The sequence below is a fragment of the Nitrosopumilus sp. b3 genome, assembly GCF_014078525.1.
Lineage (GTDB): Archaea > Thermoproteota > Nitrososphaeria > Nitrososphaerales > Nitrosopumilaceae > Nitrosopumilus.
Map to the genome: position 1 here is coordinate 114560 of NZ_MU078694.1, position 18724 is coordinate 133283.

Sequence of the window (18724 nt, forward strand, 5' to 3'; positions counted from 1 at the left end):
TAATATAAGATGTCTCAAAAAATAACAACAGAAATGCATTATAAAGAAAAACCCTTTAGTATTTTGGTAACTGGTGCAACTGGTTTTATTGGTTCCAGATTGATATTTGATCTAACAGCAAATGGCTATTCTGTTAATGGAATGTCTAGAAGAAAAATTCCTTCAACTGGAAATATTAAATATGTGCAGGCTGATGTTTTTGAACCATCAGAATTAGAGGATGCCTTATCTGGAGTTGAAATCGCATTTTATCTGCTTCATTCTATGGAAGGGAATAAAGAAGAATGGAAGGAATTTGCTAATCGTGAGAAAACACAGGCTCAAAATTTTTTAAATGCTGCCACCAAATCTGGTGTCAAAAGAATCATCTATCTGGGAGGATTGGTAAATGATAGTATTTCACTATCACCCCATATGAAAAGCAGAAAGGATGTCGGTGAAATTCTTGCATCGGGGACTATCCCAGTTACTGAATTACGGGCTTCCTTGATTATTGGAGCTCAAGGTGGATCTTATGCAATGCTACGATATCTTGTGGAAAGATTGCCTGTCATGGTTTGCCCTTCTTGGGTTAAATCACTTGCACAACCAATTGCAGTTGATGATGTAATTCTATATCTAAGAGGATGTTTGGAGAAGCCTGAAACTACAGGTAGAATTTTTGAGATAGGTGGACCTGAAAAAGTCACTTATGAGCAATTAATGCGAATTTATGCAAAATATTTGGGAAAGAAATTACTGGTATTACAAATTCCCTTTCTTACTACACGTCTATCATCATATTGGGTAGATCTAATTACTCCTGTTAAAGCATCTTTGGCTCGACCTCTAATTGACAGTCTAGTTCATGATACTGTTGTAACTGACGACTCTATAACAAAAATTATTCCTGGCTCGCTAAAATCTGTAGTTGAATCAATTGATATTGCAACAAAAGAAATTAGAGAAAATCCTCCTAAAATGCCTCTAAAAGAAGAACGCACTGGATTTAAAATAAATCAAAAACTTTTGATGGCCTCATTGATTGCAATGGCACTTGTAGGTACTACCTTTTATTGGCTTGATGATCGAGCTGAGCTCTCTGAACCAATTTGGATTTTTGCTGGAATCATATGGTATGTTGCAATCATTACTGCAATATTCTTTGTCAAAAATAAGACAAGGCTGGGATATCTTATTGGTGGAATTTTGTCTTGGATAACTCTTGCGTTTTGGCTATTTGATGATTTTTACTTATTATTTAATACGTCATTGATTATTACACAGCCAAATGAAGTGATAACAATTAGAAATATTGTCTGGGTTGCCCTATCCGCAGTTGCAGTATTTGCATCGCATAATACTTTTCACAAAATAATAGATTACCAATTCAAAGGTAAACCTATCTGAGAATTCTTTTTCTGTTTTCAAATATTTTGATGTTAAAATTTATTTAAAAAAGTCTTCTAATCTTTCATCGAAAAAACATACAATTATTTTAAATACTAACAAAATTCAATGCAATTATGACTTCAGAATATGACAGCTTCCTAGAAGAATTATGGAGTGAGTTTCCTGGTCTATCTGAAAAAGAAATAACTGATATCACTGATCATAATATCCTATGGACTCTTGATGAATACATTAAGGCTGGATACGTTAATTTTAAAACAGGCAGAAAAGAACTATATCGACTAAGTATTTTACTTGAAAATTTTGCAGTAAAAAATAACGTTGCACTGTTTGCAACATTTGAGACTGAAAAAAGATACAAGTATGTTGAAGACAGATACCTTGAAATTCTTGAAAAAATTCCAAAGGCCTGGATAATTGGAAATTTCAATAATCCTTTCCTAGCTCAACAACCTCCAAAAAATTCAGAAGTGATTAGTTGTGATGGAACAAACATTTCCGATATGTGGATAGTCATTACAAAGAATTCAATGGGACCATTTGGTCTTGTTGCTGAAAATATTGGTGATGGTCAATATCGTGGTTTTTTCTCAATTAGCCCTCCTCTAATGAAAAAAGTAGTGGAAAATATATCAAAATCACTGAGGATTTCCGTTGATTTATCATAATATTTTTTGAAGATTGATACTAATTCTTTACAAATTAGATTACTGACTATAAAAAATGTATTTCATAAATTGGTACAATATGATACTAGTGGTAAAATGCTTTTTGTAACAAATTAAATAAATGTCAAAAGAATCATTACTTCTCATGGTTGATATTATCTGGGGAAACGGCTCTGAAATATTAAGTTCAAATTCTTTTGTTTTGAATGTTACACATAGAAAAAATGGAAACAAAATAAATTATGATGACTCTGAAAAAATTCAAATCACTTCCGCAGATATTCCTGGATTGCCTGTTAGTCAAAATGACTGGAGCGAGGATTTGTTGAAAAAAAACCTGATTGGGACGTTTCTTAAATGTGAAATTGAAGAAAAAGATAATTCTGGAATGATTCTTGGTAAGGTTTCCCATTCTGGTGTTGGGGGATATTGATGTGGGAACCTCAGATAGTAGATTATTCAAAAGTACGTACTGTTGATATTGATTCATTATTGAGTGGAGGAATTCCTGCAATAGTAGTAAAAAATTTTTATAAAAAAGATTTGTGCCGGAAAATTGTTACTAGAATAGAAAACTGTAAAAAAAATTATTTTTTGAATGGTCACTCGATGCATATTGGAACTTTTTTGATGGCTTATGCAACCCAAAAAGAACTATACTTTGAGGATGTGAAAAAATATGAATATGCACTCAATAGTATTTTTTCAAAAATAAAAAACCCCGCATTAAAAATTCATGAATTCATTAATTCTGTAATGCCTCATTTTGATATTTCACAAGCTAGAGAATTCCATAGTAAATACTCTCCATTTATTGTTAGAATACATGAAAAAGGAAAATCAATCCCAATTCACAAGGATAATGTAAAGTATGAAGGAATTGAGTATGAAATTTCTAAAATTGATCATCAACTATCATGCGTACTTCATTTACAAGAATCTGAATATGGTGGAAATTTAGTCATATACAATAAACAATGGAATAAAGAAAATGAGGTGTTTAGAAATATTGATTTTGGATATTCATCAAAATTGATAAGTTCTGTAGCATCTTGCGAAATTCCCAATATTACTTCTGGAGATTTAGTGATAATCAATCCCAATTATTATCATAAGGTGACAAAAATCACTGGAAAAAACCCTAGAATTACTCTGGGCATGTTTTTGGGCATCTTTGAAGGTGCGCAAAAAATTGTTACCTGGGCATAACTTCATCAGTTTAGAATAAATTATTCGTGAGATTATTTTTTAAAATCTATTTTATTTTTTAATTCATTGGGAAATCTTCGATGACAATTTGGCAATTTTAGTTCCAAGAGATTTTGCTACAATTAAATCGACTTCTTTAATTTGATCACTCTTAGCGCCCACAATTGTACTAGGTCCGTAGGGACTTCCACTTTCATGTAATTCCTTAGTATCATATGATGGACCTACCAAAATCATTCCATGATGTAACATTGGAAACATCATGGATACTGCAGTTGTTTCCTGACCTCCATGGACACTGGATGCCCCTGTAAATACTCCTCCCACCTTTCCAATCCATTCTCCCTTGAACCAAAGATCTGTGCTGATGTCCCACATTTTTTTCATCTCGTGTGCCATATTTCCAAATCTTGTTGGTAAAAACCGAAAGCATTCTCTTCTTAAGATTTAAAAATTAATTTTCGTTTGTATTTTTGGACTTAATTTCTTTTGATATTTAAAAATGATTCATTGTTTATTTTGAGATTTGTAAATTTTTTTGGATTAATTATTTTAGCCAATATTTCTAATCCATCTACCGTTCTTATGCTTGGTTTGCTAAAAAATGAATTTGCATCAACTGCAAAAATTTGATTTTCTTTTACAGCTTTAAGAGAATCCCATGTTTTATCTCCTTTTAGAATGCGGTTGTATTCTTCCACTGTCCGCTTTGTGTCAAATCCACATGGCATCATGATTATGATATCAGGTTCAGAATCAATCACTTCTTGAATGTCTAGACGTCTTGATTGCTCTCCTTTTTTACTAATCAGGTTGATTCCCCCAGCAATCTCTATCATTTCAGGAATCCAATGCCCTGCTGTAAAAAATGGTTTAATCCATTCTATTGCAAGAACTTTTGGTTTTTTACCATGTTGCATTTTTTTGATATGTATAATTCGTTTTTCAAGTGATTCTGTAATCTCTTTTGCCTTTGTTTCTTTAGATAGTATTTTGCCCAATTCCATTACTGATTGCAAAATCTCATCCATGTTGTGAGGATCCATCGAATGCAACATTGGTTTTGTATGAAGAATTTCCAGTGCTTTACTTACTTGATTTGTATGTGCTGCACAAACCTCACATGTTTCTTGTGTTATAATTAGATCTGGATTTGCTTTTTTTAGATTGTTTTCATTAATTGTAAAAATATCTTTTCCGCCCTTTAGTAATTGGCATGTCATGGTATCAATTTCACTGCTTGTTAATTCGTCTGAGTTAATCACTGAATTGATAATTATTGGTTTTGTTAATGCGTCTTGAGGAAATTTGCATTCATGTGTTACCCCATACAGGTCATCCTGGACCCCAAATGCATATAGTAATTCCGTTGCACTGGGTAAAAATGAAACTATTCTTTTTGGCAATACTGTTACAACAATTTGGAAGTTCTTAAATCACATCATATGATATCTATATTATGAAACCTCAGTCTTGCAGAAATTGCGGAAAGGAATTATGGCAAAATCAGACCATATGTCCACATTGTGGACGTGAACGGGAACAAGAAGATCCTGAATAATTTCATTAACATCTAGTCAGATATTTGAATAAGGCAAGTTAATAGACTCATTTTGAATAAAATTCCCATTGTCATCAAATTCTCAAGATATTAGACGTGCAATTTTAGCTAAATGGCATGAGACCCTTTCAAAACATGGAAATCTTTTCTCATCTGATTCAATAAGTGGATCTAGCCCTCCCTCAGTCTTTGTTGGTTCCTATAATTATCCCAAGGTCTTTGTTGGCCCCATGGTCCCACCAATCCATGGTGATACTAGTCTACTTGATAGTCCTGAAAAATGGAGAGGAAAATCATTGGAAGATATTGTAAATTTTCGATTAAATTTAGTTCGTGGGATACAAAAAATCTCGATTGAAAAAACAGAAGGGAAATACATTGAAAACCTTCAAGAGGTGGCAATGTCATCAAAACCCATTGACACTGATTTGAAATTTGAAAAATATGTCTCTTCAAATATTTCCCTTGATGGTGAAAGTGCACCTTTTGGCCCTGTAGGAGTTGTCCATTCTGCAAAATTCTCTGGAACAACTTCTGAAAAATCAATTGAAAAAACTTTCTATGATAAAGATTTGAAAGCACAAGACGCTGTATTGAATTTATACAATTCAGGAATTGAACTTTCAAAAATTCAAAAGTGTTTTAGTATTGGCATGTTAGGCCAAAAAAGAAAACTGGTTCCAACTAAATGGAGTATTACTGCAACTGACGATATTGTCTCAAAATCACTTGTTGATGAAATTTTAAATTATGATGTTATTGATTCCTACAGAATTTTCTTCTTTGAGCACTTGGGAAATGCTTTCACTGTTATTTTATTTCCACATAGATGGATTTATGAAATGATTGAGGCGTGGTATTCAAATGGAATCTTGGGATTTGGTTCTGATTTTGAGGATGCAAGAGGAATAGATCACCCTCCGGCAATAGCTGGTGCATATTTTGCAGCCAAACTTGGCGTATTGGAGTATCTAGTAAAAAATCAAATTCAATCTGGAGTTATTATCTTAAGAGAAATACGGCCAGAATATGCAATCCCAGTTGGTGTATGGCAAGTTCGAGAAGGAATACGAGCAGCAATGATGCAAAATCCTATCATTTCAGAAACTTTTGAAAATGCTTTAGATACTGCATCAAAGAAAATGAGCATTAGCAAAAATGAATGGTTATCGCATGGAAACATTTCAAAATTACTGAAGCAGAAAACCTTATCTGATTATTTTTAATTTTTAGATATTGTCTTTTGCTAAAATTTTAAACAAATTACCTTCTTCTTGTTCTGAATACAGTAAGAAATATGTCTGACTAGCAAGATATGTTGAATTGAATCTGAATATTATGGGATTGATCTCTGATAACAATCTTCCAAGCGTAATTTTTTCTTCCTGAAATTGTTTTAGTAAATCAAAAAATAATTCTTTTTCAGACTTGTTGAAATTTTGGGAAAAATATCCAAAAATATGCATTATGACATTACAATGTGTTTTGATTGTGGGCTCTTTTTCTAATGCATCCCTTAGATGTTTTTCATATTCTATGACTGCCTCTAATAATTGTCCTTTTTTATAATCTGCAACAACATGTCCCAGTTTTTTTAATTTTTCTTGATCATGTGACATTATCATGAATTTGTTGGCAGTATGAAATGAGATTAGTTCTTTTATTTTGTTTGATTTTTTTACATCTTCAAATTTTTTAAACACAAATTCTTTAAGATCCTTTTCGGGGATATTGTGAATTGCTGAATCCCTAATCTCTAATTTTTTACTCATTTTTAATTATCTTTTTACTTTGTATATAAGACGGAATCTTCGAATTCTGAATTACCACTATGATTTTTCATTTTTATGAATAAATTACCACTAGAGAATATTTTAGCACCAGTTTAAATACTATTTTACAATTAAATTATTAATGAAAATCGCAATAACTGCAATCGCAGCTATCTTACTTGTTGCTTCGACTGCATCTTTGACTTATGCTGAGGGCGTTCCTGCTTGGGTAAAGAACAATGCTGGTTGGTGGGCAGATGGCACTATAGCCGAGTCTGAATTTATTTCAGCCATAGAATTCCTCATCAAGGATGGAATTATTGTAGTTCCTCCAACAACTGTATCTTCTGAATCCGCTGAGGGCGTTCCTGCTTGGGTAAAGAACAGTGCTGGTTGGTGGGCAGATGGCACTATTTCTGATGGTGAATTTGTAAATGGCATTCAGCATTTGATAAAGACTGGACTAATCTCTGTCTCCTCAAATACTGAAACTCCGCAAATGGCATCTGAAAAACCAAAAAGTGATGATTCTAAGTTAGCCGCACTAGAATCTGAATTAGAAAAATGCTCTGAAATTAAAGTAGGTTACAAAAGAATTGATTGCCAAAAACCACTGAAAAAAGCAATCACTCTTTACGAACATCAAACCAATGCAGAAAAATTTGAGATTGGTCCAATTACATATTATTGGTATGGAATTGGTTCCGAGGGAAATGAATTTGAGATTACTCCTACTGGTCAACCTATTTTATCAATTCGAATGCTAGCTGAAAATACTAGTTCTGAAATTACAGCAATGCACTGTACTAGTCCTTCGATATGCAGCTATGATGTTTGGGATGGAACTAAAGCCTTCAAATACTCTGGAATGGATTTTACGAGTGGTGAAATTGTATTGAATCCTGGTGATTCAAGAGAGTTTAACATTCTCTTTGGACCAAATATTGGATATGGTGGTACTGAGTTTGAGTATGATCCATCAAAGACATATTATTTTAGAATTAATGAAAATTTTGGAAGTGTTGACATTCCCTTAGAATTAAAGTAATCCTATCAAATTCATTCAAATTACTGTTGAGTACTGTCTTGATGATAGAGATTAAATGCAGGATTTTAATAATTACTGACTATGGGTGATTCTGAAAATGTTTTTTCTACTTATGGGCTTTACACAATTAAAGAAAAAGCAGAGTTTTCATTTATTGGAGTTACAATAAAAATTGAGAAAATTGGCGAACATGTTTATTCATATTATAGAAAAGACACTGAAGATAATCTTCTTAAAAAAGTTATTCCTGTCACATCATCTGAACTAACTATTGAAATATCTCCAATAAGACCACTGAATTATCCTGCTAAACGAGCCGCACATGTGTATCTGGATTTTGAAACCCCTATTTTTTTATCAGAAGGCTCTGCAGCAAGCGTTTTTGTTAGATGTCCTGTTGAAATTGGTATCTTTCTAGTTCATGATGGACACAAGGATTCACTAGATTGGGTTGATTGTAAACCATTCAATTCCCGTTTTTGTCTATATGGTTCTCCTGAATCTGGAACTCTTTGTAAATATGCTCCATCAGAAATAGTCGATTCATATGATGATTCTACTCCGTTTACCGATGGGATTTTAAAAGTTGATCTTAAAAATGATTTAGAAAAAGGATTGACGATTTCTAAAATTGTCTTTGCCGCCAATGATGTCTCTGTATATTATAAAAACTCAAAAGCAATGTTTGATTCCCTAAAAGTTGTGTTAAAGAAAAAACTCACTCTTGAAATTCTTGATGTTACAACTCAACCAATTGAAACAGATTGGATAAAATCCCCAACATTTGAAAAAGTTGAAAGCATTAAACGCGTGGATATGGGTATTGAATAATGCCTTTTGAATTTTTACAAAATCTAGAGGCAATAGAAATCGCTGGTGGCTTAACCGTTCTTTCACTTCTCATTGGAGGAATAATTATGGGCGTTGGAATAATAATTGCACGAACTTTTAGATTATTATTTACAAAATACTATGCACCTAAACTTGCACAGGACTCTGCAAAAAATCTGGGCAAATTAATCTATTTTGGAATAATAATACTGGCATTTTTAGTTTTTACATCAACTACCGGTGTTGATTTCTCTGGATTGCTTGTTGCAGGTGGAATCTTTGGAATTGTAATTGGATTTGCAACACAGTCTGTTGTTTCAAATTTAATTTCAGGTATCTTCTTGATGATAGAAAAACCTGTAAAACAAGGTGACAAAATTGAGATTCCGGGAGTTGATGTGTCTGGAACATTGCTGGACATCAGTACATTTTCAGTTCGTGTACGGCGATTTGATGGTACTATTATTAGAGTTCCAAATGAGGTATTTTTTACATCGAACATTCGTTCTCTTTCATCGACTCCCGTTAGAAGATCTGAGGCAATAATTGGAATTGCTTACAAAGAAGACATTGATGGGGCAGTTTCAGTAATGGAGAAACAAATTAGAAAGTCCATGCCCTTTGTTTTGACACTGCCAGCACCTGAATTTAGAATTAAAGAGTTAGCTGACTCGAGTGTAAATATTGAAGTTCTGGTTTGGCATCCTAGGGATGACTGGGATCAGGTGGGTCCTCAATTACTTAAAGTAGCAAAAAAAGCTCTAGACGATGCTGGAATTGAGATTCCTTTCCCACAACGTGTAATATGGCAAGCAAAGCAATGAGAAATTTATTTTTCAATAATATCTAACTGATTTCTCTTTGCCCTTCGTTTCTTCATTAGGGAATACATTATCATTCCAACATTGATGATGGAAATTATCTCAATCAAATCCACACCATATAAGAACCAATCAATTACTGGATGTACTCTTGACACAATTCCTGCCTCTAACATAATATCTGCATTCCATATCATGTGGGGAACTTGAATAAACTGAATTATAGCAATTAAGATTACACTTCCTAGTATTTTATTTTCATACCAATTCCAAAATTTGTTCCATGCATTCATGAATTGAATTTGTTTTTAATCATAATAAACAATGTGAAAATTAGATGAAACTAATTAGACCGGACTAATATTTTTACGCACAAATTTTTATGAAATTAGCTTAAGCTTTTTTCTTTTTATTTTTTTGATAACAAGTATTGATGGAAATAATATCAATCCAATTAAAATTAAAATTGAAATTGTAATTGATGTGTAATCATTAAAAAATAATTTTGTTTCAAACCATGATTTTGGCAAAATTACAAACATGTTTTCACCTGAAAAATCTTCAATTGTTCCAATGGCCAAACTATATTTGCCAGCCTGATTTTTTTCATCAGAAACTACGACGAAATAGTTCCCATCCTCTGCTATCTCTTTAGTGATCTCTTGTCTTTCCCAATAGGTTACCTGACCAAATGGTTCATAAAATTCACTTCCAGGAAAATCACCTTCGTAGAAAAATTTTTCTGTTATTTGTGATTCTAATTGGGGACTTTCAGTTTGTGTCGTTTTTGGGGTAACAAAAAATAATGTTGGAGAATATTTCTCTAATCCAGAAATTTTTGGTATAACAATGCTGGCATAAAATGAATCACCCTTTTTTGCATCAAAAGAGTAAAACTTTGCTTCATTTGTGCCTAAATTCTCATAAATTGCCCATGAAATTTTATGATCAGGAATATCTAAAGCTGAATCAAAATCTCTATGGGAATCATCATGTGAAATTAATTTGTGTCCGTAAGCTGGACTAGATGAAACAACAATGAGGAAAAGTAGAGAAATAATAATTTTTTTCATAAGCACTCTATTCAAAATTAGTATTTTAAGAAGATTAAGAAAAATTCATGTTAGCACTAGTAGATATTTTTGAGCACTATTCATATATCAAAAGTGTCTAAAGATATCATGAACTTTGAAACTATGCAAATATGTCGTAAATGTGGCAAACAATATCAGGATTGGTCATGCGACTATTGCTACACAAAATCTGTATTAATAACGACGGTGAAATGATTACATGCAGAAATTATCTCCTAATCCATTGGATAGTATGATTTATGACAAAAAAATACCAATAAGAATTGCTTTTATCAAACCTGATGGTACTCCAAATGTAATTTCTTTGTGGTATATGGTAGAGAATGAAAAAATTTACTGTGCTACACAGAAATCTGCAAAAATAGTTTCATATTTGAAGAATAATCCTAAATGTGGATTTGAAATTGCAGCTGATAAACCTCCCTACCGGGGAGTTCGGGGAAGTGGCTCTGTAAAAATTATTGAGGAAAATGCTTCTGAAACACTTGAGGTTCTAATAAAGAAATATTTGGGAGATAAAGAATCTACTCTCTCAAAATTTTTACGGGAAAATTCAAAATCTGAAGTGGCAATTGAAATTACTCCTGACAAATTATTCAATTATGATTACTCAAAAAGGATGAAGGATGCTTAAATTGATCAATGAAGATAGATGTCCTACATGTGGTTCTAAAAATTTCGAATCCAATGACTCTGAAAAAAATTCTGATGGGACACAAATTGTGAAGAATCAATGCAATAACTGCAAAAAATTTTGGTATTCATGAGTAAATAAGCCTGGTTAGCACTAGTCAAAAAATTACCTCTAGATTATATTTTAGAAACACCATATACCAGTGAGGAGAAATGCAACAAACAACAAACAAAAAAACACCACAGCTAAAGTTTCTAGCAATCTTTGCTGTTGCCACTTCAGTGATACTAGTTTTGACAATTACTCCTTGGAACATAATTCCAACTCTAGTAACTGAAGATGTCACAGTAATTGCTGTAACTGACTACGGTTGTGTTGGAGAGTCCATCTTAGGGCATTCCGTTGTTGTTTCTAATTGTGATGCAGCAGTTGGAGATATAGTGTCTGCAACATTTTATGTGCCTGCAATGGAACAAAACGGATTCTATGATAGAATTGAGGACAAGCTAGAAATGGTAAATCCTTAATCTCTTTATTTTTTATTTTCTGCTTTGATATTCTCTTTTTTCATCCAAATGGTTTTTTCTTTATGATCGATTAATTCTACATTCATCTCATTTAATTTATCTCTAATTTTATCTGCCTCGTCAAATTGCTTTTCTTTTCTAAATGTCTCCCTTGATAAAATTAGATTGTCGATTTCATGTTTATTTTTTTCAGTCATTTCAGGAATTTTCAATCCTAAAATTTCAAGCATTCTTTTAAGTTCTTTTTTGATGGTGTGTGCATCTTCTTTGCCTAGTTTCTCCTCAGCAGCCAGTCTATTGGTCTCTTTTACGAGTTGAAAAAATGCAGATAAGGCTAGATGTGTATTGAGATCACTATCTAATGCATTATCAAAGTCTTTGTTTGCCTTGTCAATTATTGAATTTACCTCTATATTGTTTTCACTATTTGCATGAATCAACTCATAGTAGCACGTTTCTACTTGTCTCCATTTGATCAAATTCTCTTTTAGTAATTCTTCAGAGTAGTCAATTGGTTTTGAATAGTGCCCTGACAGACAAAATAATCTGATAATATTTGGCCCCCAGTTCTCAAGTACATGCTTGATTGATTTGATATTTCCAAGTGATTTTGACATTTTCTCGCCATTTATTGTCACCATTCCAACATGCATCCATATCTTTGCAAATTGTGTACCGGTACATGATTCGGATTGAGCTATTTCGTTTTCATGATGTGGAAAAATTAAATCCCTTCCGCCTCCATGAATATCAAAATTCTCACCTAGGTACTTTATGCTCATAGCAGAGCATTCTATGTGCCATCCAGGACGTCCTTTGCCCCATGGACTATCCCAAAGAGGCTCTTTCTCTGAGAATTTCCATACTGCAAAATCTAGTGGATCATTTTTAGCTTCATCGACTTCTATTCTTGCACCTGATTGAAGCTCATCTATTTTTTTCTTTGATAGCTTTCCATATTCTGGAAATTTTGATACTGCAAAATATACTCCATTTTTAGTAATGTATGCGATTTCTTTTTCAATTAGTTTTTCAATAAATTCTATTATATCTCCAATATGCTCTGTTGCCTTTGGATAGTTTGTTGCATGCTTTACATTTAAGCCATCAAAATCTTTAAAATAATTTTCAATGTATTTTGTACTGATTTTCTCAGCTGTAGTGTTCTCCGAATCCGCACGATTAATTATTTTATCATCTACATCTGTGAAATTTTGAATGAATTCTATTTCGACATTCTTGCTTTCCAAATATCTTCTTAGCACGTCAAAAACTATGACGGTTCTTGCATGACCGATGTGTGACTCATCATAAACAGTAACTCCACACAAGTAAATTTTGATCTTTTTAGAAATATCTAACTCCTGTTCTGAATTAAGCAAAGTATCTTGGATTTTCATTTTCTAATCCCTGTTTGGTTTTCGTGCCGGCAATCTTTTGTGCTCACTGTTTATGTTTAGTTGGTAAATCTTTTCTACAAGTGACTTATCAATTTGGGTTAATTCTGAAGTTTCATCAACAGTTTTTTTCTTTTCAAATAAGCAATACAAGATGGAATCAATTTCTTCATATGTTGCCCCCAACTCTTCTTCTGCAACATGGTCTTTCCACAAATGCGGACTACTCTTTTTTGAAATAACATTTTCTGGAACTCCGAGATATTTTGCAATCTCTCTTACCTGTAGCTTGTAGAGTGAAATAATGGGAGTAATGTCTGATGCACCATCACCATATTTTGTAAAATATCCCATAAGGTACTCACTTTTATCACTTGATCCTAAAACAAGATAGTTTTTGGCATTTGCATAGTAGTACAAAATATTTGTTCGAATTCTTGCACGTAGATTTCCCTTTGCCCAGCCATTTGGTTCTAGATACATAGAATATTCATTTACAATTGGTTTGATGTCAATTAACTTGTATTCGATTCCTGTAAGGGAAATCATTTTGAGGGCATCATCCGTTTCAGACTTTGGAGTCATTGAAGTATCAGGCATTATCAATGCAACAGTTTTTTCTTTTAACTGTCTTTTACAAAGATAAGCTAAAACTGCAGAATCAATTCCGCCACTTAGACCTAGAATAACCCCGTTTGCATGATTTTTTTCTATTTCATCTGATAGAAACTTTTCAAATGTTTGTGTAATTGAAGTATAATCCTGATTTTTTATTTCATTAATGATGTCTTGATTCAATAATTATTTTTGATTATTCTTGAGGATAAAAATTCTCCTTAATTTGAAGTAAAAACAGTTCATTTTGAACATACATTATTCCTTATAGTAAACTATTGATGAGAAATTACAGAAAAATCTGTGCCCTACAAAACCCATACCTAACACTAGGGAAGGGAAATTTGTCCCTTCTCTTTATTGATTATCTAAAATTTCAAATGATGTTGAAGCTATTTCCTCTTCATGATAAATCAGAATTAATTGATGAACTCCTATTTCTGAATCATTTGTGATATGATATGGCATGTGTATTTCGCCATTTCTTGCAGCATATGTGCTGATCTCCGTTTGAGTTTCAGTTGGTGAAATAATTACGACTGTGATTAGTGATCCTCTACTATAATCCTCGATGAATCCTGAGATAATCAATTGCTGATAATTGTGTTTTGATTGAGGCTGCTTGAATTTCTCTTCATCTACTGCAATGAATGTCTCATCTTCTAATTCCTCTGCAAATGAAAATTGCATTAATCCAACTGCTACAAGACCTAACAATACTGGAAGGATTACTTTGCTACTCAATACTATTCTATTAATTATTGACATTAAACCCTGAGGGAATTAATGGGAAAAATTTGGTTCCATAATGGAATTTTTTTATGATCTTTCAAAACTATGCTGTTTTTTTAAAATTTGTAATATGGTGCTATTTTTTTAGACATCCACATAGATGCCGTCATCTCTGGCCTCAACTTTGTATGTTTCTAGTTTGACATCTTTTAGATAGTCAGTTAGCTCTCCTGTTTTGATATTATAATGCCAGAAATGCAATGGGCATTCTACAATATCTCCCTCTAGTTTTCCTGGTGCAATAGAGCCATCCTGATGAACACATAGATCATCAATTGCATGATATCCGTCTTGATTAAAGATTGCAATTTGCTTTCCTTCTATTTTGAAGGCTTTTCCTTTTCCAGATGCGACTTCGCCTTTTTCAGCAATCTTTTTCCAAGTCAATGATATTCTGACATTTTTGTCATTTATTTAGATTCGCATGATAGAATTTTATAGTGTGCCCTAGGGTTTTGATTATTGAGTAAAGTAAAGTCTAGTTCTAAATTGATCAAAGAGGGAAAACTATCTTACGAATGGGCTAGATCCCACATGCAAATTCTTGATAATACTATTAACAGATTTAAAAAATCAAAACCACTAAAGGGCGTAACCCTTGGATTTTGTTTGCATATTACAAAAGAAACATCTGTCTTACTAATGGGTGCAAAAGAACTTGGTGCAACTGTTGCTTGCTGTGGTGGTAATCCGCTAACTACTCAAGATGATATTGCATCATTTTTAGCCTCTCAGGGAATTCATGTTTATGCATGGCATGGCCAATCAGTAAAGGACTATGATTGGTGCATTGATCAGGTATTGAAGCACAAGCCTACAATTTTGACTGATGATGGTGCAGACATGAACATCAAAGCTCATTTCGATAAAAGATTCAACACAATGGAGATTCTAGGTGCCACTGAAGAAACCACTGCAGGTGTTACTAGAATCAGAGCTGTAGAAAATCAAGGTAAACTACGTTATCCTGTAATCTTGGTAAATGAGGCATATACAAAACACATGTTTGATAATAGATATGGAACTGGACAAAGTACCATAGATGGTTATCTAAGAGCTATGAACTTACTCATGGCTTCAAAACGTGTTGTTGTAATCGGATATGGTTGGGTAGGCCGTGGTGTTGCATCAAGATTCCAAGGAATGGGGTCCAAAGTCATAGTTACTGAGATTGATCCTGTAAAAGCACTTGAAGCTCACATGGATGGATTTGAAGTAATGCCAATGTCCCAAGCTGCAAAGATTGGTGATATGTTTGTCACATGTACTGGAATGACTAGCGTAATTAGAAAAGAACATATTCTTCAAATGAAGAATGGCGCAATTATGGGCAACGTGGGCCACTTTGATGTTGAAATTGATAGTAAATTCTTGTTAAAACAATCAAAATCTGTAAAACAGGTAAGACCAAGTCTTGATGAATGCACTTTGAAAAATGGTAAAGTGGTCTATCTAATTGGTGAGGGCAGACTAGCAAACTTGGTAGCTGCAGAAGGACATCCGCCAGAAGTTATGGCGCAGTCATTTTCGAATCAAATTTTGTCTGTTTTGTATATTCTTAAAAACCATAAAAAAATGGAAAACAAAATTATCAATGTTCCTGAAGAAATTGATAGACAAGTAGCAGTAGATGCACTTGCTGCAATGGGAGTAAAAATAGATAAACTTACTCCTGAGCAAGTAAAATATGCAAACAGCTGGTAAAACTTCTTAACCTCAATACCGTTCTTCTCAAGTATTCATGAATGACAAAGCCATCATTACAAGTGCATTACCCTATGCAAATGGTGAAATCCATTTGGGCCATGTTGCATCAACTTATCTTCCTGCCGATGTTACAACTAGATTTCTAAAACTAAATGGCGTAGAGGCTTACTATGTTTGCGCATCTGATGATTTTGGTACACCTATCTTAATCCAGTCTGAGAAAGAAGGAAAGACTCCTGCAGAATATGTTGCCCATTGGAATAAACGTGATTATGATGATTTTTCAGCATTTAACATTGAATTTGATTATTTTTACAAGACTAGCTCACCTGAAAATATTGCATTTGTTCAAGATGTTTTCAAAAAGCTTAATGATGCTGGACATATCTATGAACAAGAAATAATTCAATTCTATTGTAATAATGATAAAAAATTCCTCCCTGACAGATATGTAAAAGGAACATGCCCTCATTGTAAAGCAGAAGACCAATACTCTGATCTTTGTGAGAGTTGTGGCCGTGTACCTGAAGAGATTACTAATCCTAAATGTTCTCTCTGTGGACAAGTCCCAACAAAAGAGAAAACCACACATTATTTTTTCAAACTCAAAAACTTTGGTGACTCTTTAACTAAATGGCTAGATGAAAATGAACATCTTCAAAAAGATGTGAAAAAATATGTTCAAAACTGGATAAAATCTGGATTAATTGATTGGGATATCACACGTGATATAACTTGGGGAGTTCCAGTCCCACTAGATGATGCAAAAGACAAAGTCTTCTATGGTTGGTTTGACAATCACCTTGCATACATTTCAACTGCATTAAAATTTCTAAATGATAAAGGAATTGACGGAAAAGAATTTTGGAACTCTGCTGATATCTATCACTTTATTGGAAAAGATATTGTGTACCATCATTATCTCTTCTTACCTGCAATGCGATTGGGCATAAATAAAGAATACAAGCTACCTGATTTCATTCCAACAAGAGGGCATCTTACACTACAAGGAAAGAAAATCTCTAAAAGCAGAAATTGGTATATCGGATTAAAGGACTTTTTAGAATTTTACCCTGCAGATTATCTTAGGTACTATCTTGTATCAATCAATCCTTATTCTCAGGATGACTTGAATTTTGATTGGGATGATTTTACAACTAGAATAAATTCTGAATTGATTGGAAATCTTGGAAACTTTGTAAACCGTGCATTGGGATTCACCAAAAAAGCATTTGATGGTAAAGTACCTGAGATAGAATCCTTTGATGAAAAAGATTCTGAGGCAGAAGAAAAAATAAAAAATCTTGCTTTAGAACTTGGCTCTCTCTTGGAAGAAAATCATCTTGATAGGGCTTTGAAGAAAATAATGGAATTTTCGTCGTTTTTTAACACCTATTTCCAACACAAGGAACCTTGGAAAAAAGGACCAGGAACTTCAAACTGTGTGTATCTTTCAGTTAATGCAGCTCATAGTATTGCCATTGCACTCTTTCCATTTCTGCCTGAATCTGCACAAAAAATCTGGAAACAGCTAGGACTTTCTGGAAATATTATTGATTCATCATGGAGTAAAATTTCTGAATTTGCTGTACCTGCAGGTCATGTTCTGGGTGATGCTTCTCCTCTGTTTGTCAAAGTCGAAGAATCTGACATTGAAAAACACAAGCAGCAATTAGGATCATTTGAGAAATGAGGCCTATTCCAAGAATTTCAACCAGGGGATACTATGATCTATCAAGTGGAAAAACTCTCAAAAATAATTCATATTATTTTTATCCAAAGCCTGATTTTAAGAAATTAATCAATTCTAAAGAAATCACAATAATGATTCATGGATTAAGAAACGATAATGCAGGTGCTGTAGCCAAAGTAATCCTGGCAAAAAATAGGTTGCGAAAACTGGGGTATAGATATCCTGTAATTGGGTTTAGTTATGATTCTAACACAATAGGTGCTCATTTGGTTAAGCATGCAAAACATGCCCTAGCAGTTGGGCAAATAATTGCAAAGAAAAATGGACGAAATCTTGGTCTGTTTATTGAAGATTTCAAGAAGTCAAGTCCCAACACAAAAATTAGATTGATGGGTCATTCATTAGGATCACAGGTAATACTGAGTACTCTGGAATATCTTTCAAAAAAGAAACAAAATCTTGGATTGGTTGAAGGTGTTTATTTTTTTGGAGCATCAATAACTGAGAATGTACCCTCATCAAAAAAATATGGAAAAATTCTCCAAAACATTGTAAATAAAAAAATTGTAAACCATTACGCACCTTCTGATGAAGTACTTGGTTGGGCAGACGATGAAAAATATGTCAAGGGTCCGTTGGGTCTTAATGGTGCGATTGGAAAAACAATCAGCAAATATCATCAAAAGTTAGTAAAACCGAAAAATCATAGATTCGCAAGTTACGCTGCAGTGCTAAAATCCTTTCCTTAATTTTCAATACATCTATGTGTAGTATCATTCGTACGTTACTCTTTAATAGAAAAATGGAATTCATAACATATTATGGAAACCTGTCTTTACCCTGAAAGAAATAAATCTATTTTATATCATTTGCATATTCTTGATGAGACATATGATGACTCTTGTGACCTTTTTGAATACCCCTGTTAGAAACAATTTTGAATAATATGCATAGATAATTTTT

The 18724-nt window shown here is 33.2% G+C and carries 23 protein-coding genes; 14 read left to right on the forward strand and 9 right to left on the reverse strand.

Annotated elements, in window-relative coordinates:
* The first annotated feature begins 9 nt into the window (after positions 1-9).
* The 4 genes from C6990_RS02560 (at position 10) to C6990_RS02575 (ending at position 3269) form a co-directional block, all read left to right on the forward strand.
* Positions 10-1389, forward strand: coding sequence for an NAD(P)H-binding protein (locus C6990_RS02560; protein WP_182128184.1), 1380 nt, complete (start codon positions 10-12; stop codon positions 1387-1389).
* 116 nt (positions 1390-1505) lie between these two features.
* The gene (locus C6990_RS02565) at positions 1506-2060 is read left to right on the forward strand and encodes a hypothetical protein (RefSeq protein ID WP_182128185.1); all 555 of its coding nucleotides are present in this window, start codon (positions 1506-1508) and stop codon (positions 2058-2060) included.
* A gap of 121 nt (positions 2061-2181) precedes the next feature.
* A complete protein-coding gene (locus C6990_RS02570) occupies positions 2182-2493 on the forward strand; it encodes a hypothetical protein (protein ID WP_182128186.1) in 312 nt (103 codons plus the stop codon).
* The gene (locus tag C6990_RS02575; protein ID WP_182128187.1) at positions 2493-3269 is read left to right on the forward strand and encodes a 2OG-Fe(II)-dependent halogenase WelO5 family protein; all 777 of its coding nucleotides are present in this window, start codon (positions 2493-2495) and stop codon (positions 3267-3269) included. Before C6990_RS02570 ends, C6990_RS02575 begins: the two co-directional genes overlap by 1 nt.
* Before the next feature lie 63 nt (positions 3270-3332).
* Here C6990_RS02575 and C6990_RS02580 read toward each other — a convergent pair whose 3' ends face one another.
* Positions 3333-3668: an NADPH-dependent FMN reductase family protein gene (locus C6990_RS02580; protein ID WP_182128188.1), complete on the reverse strand. Its 336-nt coding sequence runs from the start codon at positions 3666-3668 to the stop codon at positions 3333-3335.
* A gap of 80 nt (positions 3669-3748) precedes the next feature.
* On the reverse strand, positions 3749-4675 hold the full coding sequence (locus C6990_RS02585; RefSeq protein ID WP_255465133.1) for a cobalamin-binding protein: 927 nt from the start codon (positions 4673-4675) through the stop codon (positions 3749-3751).
* A 53-nt stretch (positions 4676-4728) separates the two neighbouring features.
* On the opposite strand from C6990_RS02585, the gene C6990_RS02590 reads away from it, so the two are divergent.
* Positions 4729-4830 carry a zinc-ribbon domain-containing protein gene (locus tag C6990_RS02590; protein ID WP_182128189.1) on the forward strand — a complete coding sequence of 34 codons (102 nt, stop codon included), beginning with the start codon at positions 4729-4731 and terminating at the stop codon, positions 4828-4830.
* 68 nt (positions 4831-4898) lie between these two features.
* Positions 4899-6056, forward strand: coding sequence for a hypothetical protein (locus C6990_RS02595; protein ID WP_182128190.1), 1158 nt, complete (start codon positions 4899-4901; stop codon positions 6054-6056).
* 3 nt (positions 6057-6059) lie between these two features.
* Here C6990_RS02595 and C6990_RS02600 read toward each other — a convergent pair whose 3' ends face one another.
* Positions 6060-6602, reverse strand: a complete 543-nt coding sequence (locus C6990_RS02600; RefSeq protein ID WP_182128191.1) for a DUF1722 domain-containing protein — start codon at positions 6600-6602, stop codon at positions 6060-6062.
* A 142-nt stretch (positions 6603-6744) separates the two neighbouring features.
* Between C6990_RS02600 and C6990_RS02605 the strand changes: the two genes are divergently transcribed.
* The 3 genes from C6990_RS02605 (at position 6745) to C6990_RS02615 (ending at position 9305) form a co-directional block, all read left to right on the forward strand.
* Positions 6745-7650, forward strand: a complete 906-nt coding sequence (locus C6990_RS02605; RefSeq protein WP_182128192.1) for a peptidase — start codon at positions 6745-6747, stop codon at positions 7648-7650.
* A gap of 81 nt (positions 7651-7731) precedes the next feature.
* On the forward strand, positions 7732-8481 hold the full coding sequence (locus C6990_RS02610) for a DUF432 domain-containing protein (protein ID WP_182128193.1): 750 nt from the start codon (positions 7732-7734) through the stop codon (positions 8479-8481).
* Positions 8481-9305 (forward strand): mechanosensitive ion channel family protein, encoded by an 825-nt coding sequence (locus tag C6990_RS02615; RefSeq protein ID WP_182128194.1) that lies wholly within the window; start codon positions 8481-8483, stop codon positions 9303-9305. The genes C6990_RS02610 and C6990_RS02615 overlap by 1 nt, the downstream gene beginning before the upstream one ends.
* Before the next feature lie 5 nt (positions 9306-9310).
* On the opposite strand, the gene C6990_RS02620 is transcribed toward C6990_RS02615, so the two are convergent.
* Positions 9311-9595 carry a hypothetical protein gene (locus C6990_RS02620; RefSeq protein ID WP_182128195.1) on the reverse strand — a complete coding sequence of 95 codons (285 nt, stop codon included), beginning with the start codon at positions 9593-9595 and terminating at the stop codon, positions 9311-9313.
* A gap of 87 nt (positions 9596-9682) precedes the next feature.
* On the reverse strand, positions 9683-10375 hold the full coding sequence (locus tag C6990_RS02625) for a hypothetical protein (protein WP_182128196.1): 693 nt from the start codon (positions 10373-10375) through the stop codon (positions 9683-9685).
* A 220-nt stretch (positions 10376-10595) separates the two neighbouring features.
* Between C6990_RS02625 and C6990_RS02630 the strand changes: the two genes are divergently transcribed.
* The gene (locus C6990_RS02630; RefSeq protein WP_182128197.1) at positions 10596-11030 is read left to right on the forward strand and encodes a pyridoxamine 5'-phosphate oxidase family protein; all 435 of its coding nucleotides are present in this window, start codon (positions 10596-10598) and stop codon (positions 11028-11030) included.
* A 212-nt stretch (positions 11031-11242) separates the two neighbouring features.
* Positions 11243-11557: a hypothetical protein gene (locus C6990_RS02635; protein WP_182128198.1), complete on the forward strand. Its 315-nt coding sequence runs from the start codon at positions 11243-11245 to the stop codon at positions 11555-11557.
* Between the two features lie 5 nt (positions 11558-11562).
* Here C6990_RS02635 and cysS read toward each other — a convergent pair whose 3' ends face one another.
* From cysS to C6990_RS02655, 4 genes are all read right to left on the reverse strand, one after another.
* Positions 11563-12957 (reverse strand): cysteine--tRNA ligase, encoded by a 1395-nt coding sequence (gene cysS, locus C6990_RS02640; protein WP_182128199.1) that lies wholly within the window; start codon positions 12955-12957, stop codon positions 11563-11565.
* Positions 12958-12960: 3 nt separating this feature from the next.
* A complete protein-coding gene (locus C6990_RS02645; RefSeq protein WP_182128200.1) occupies positions 12961-13752 on the reverse strand; it encodes an NAD+ synthase in 792 nt (263 codons plus the stop codon).
* 174 nt (positions 13753-13926) lie between these two features.
* A complete protein-coding gene (locus tag C6990_RS02650) occupies positions 13927-14313 on the reverse strand; it encodes a hypothetical protein (RefSeq protein ID WP_182128201.1) in 387 nt (128 codons plus the stop codon).
* Positions 14314-14445: 132 nt separating this feature from the next.
* Positions 14446-14748 (reverse strand): Rieske (2Fe-2S) protein, encoded by a 303-nt coding sequence (locus tag C6990_RS02655; RefSeq protein WP_182128202.1) that lies wholly within the window; start codon positions 14746-14748, stop codon positions 14446-14448.
* Positions 14749-14823: 75 nt separating this feature from the next.
* Between C6990_RS02655 and C6990_RS02660 the strand changes: the two genes are divergently transcribed.
* The 3 genes from C6990_RS02660 to C6990_RS02670 are packed head-to-tail and all read left to right on the forward strand — an operon-like array spanning position 14824 to position 18510.
* Positions 14824-16065 (forward strand): adenosylhomocysteinase, encoded by a 1242-nt coding sequence (locus tag C6990_RS02660; protein WP_182128203.1) that lies wholly within the window; start codon positions 14824-14826, stop codon positions 16063-16065.
* Between the two features lie 37 nt (positions 16066-16102).
* On the forward strand, positions 16103-17761 hold the full coding sequence (metG, locus tag C6990_RS02665) for a methionine--tRNA ligase (RefSeq protein WP_182128204.1): 1659 nt from the start codon (positions 16103-16105) through the stop codon (positions 17759-17761).
* Entirely contained in the window at positions 17758-18510 is a 753-nt protein-coding gene (locus C6990_RS02670) for a DUF726 domain-containing protein (RefSeq protein ID WP_182128205.1), read from the forward strand. Before metG ends, C6990_RS02670 begins: the two co-directional genes overlap by 4 nt.
* Positions 18511-18724 lie beyond the last annotated feature (214 nt).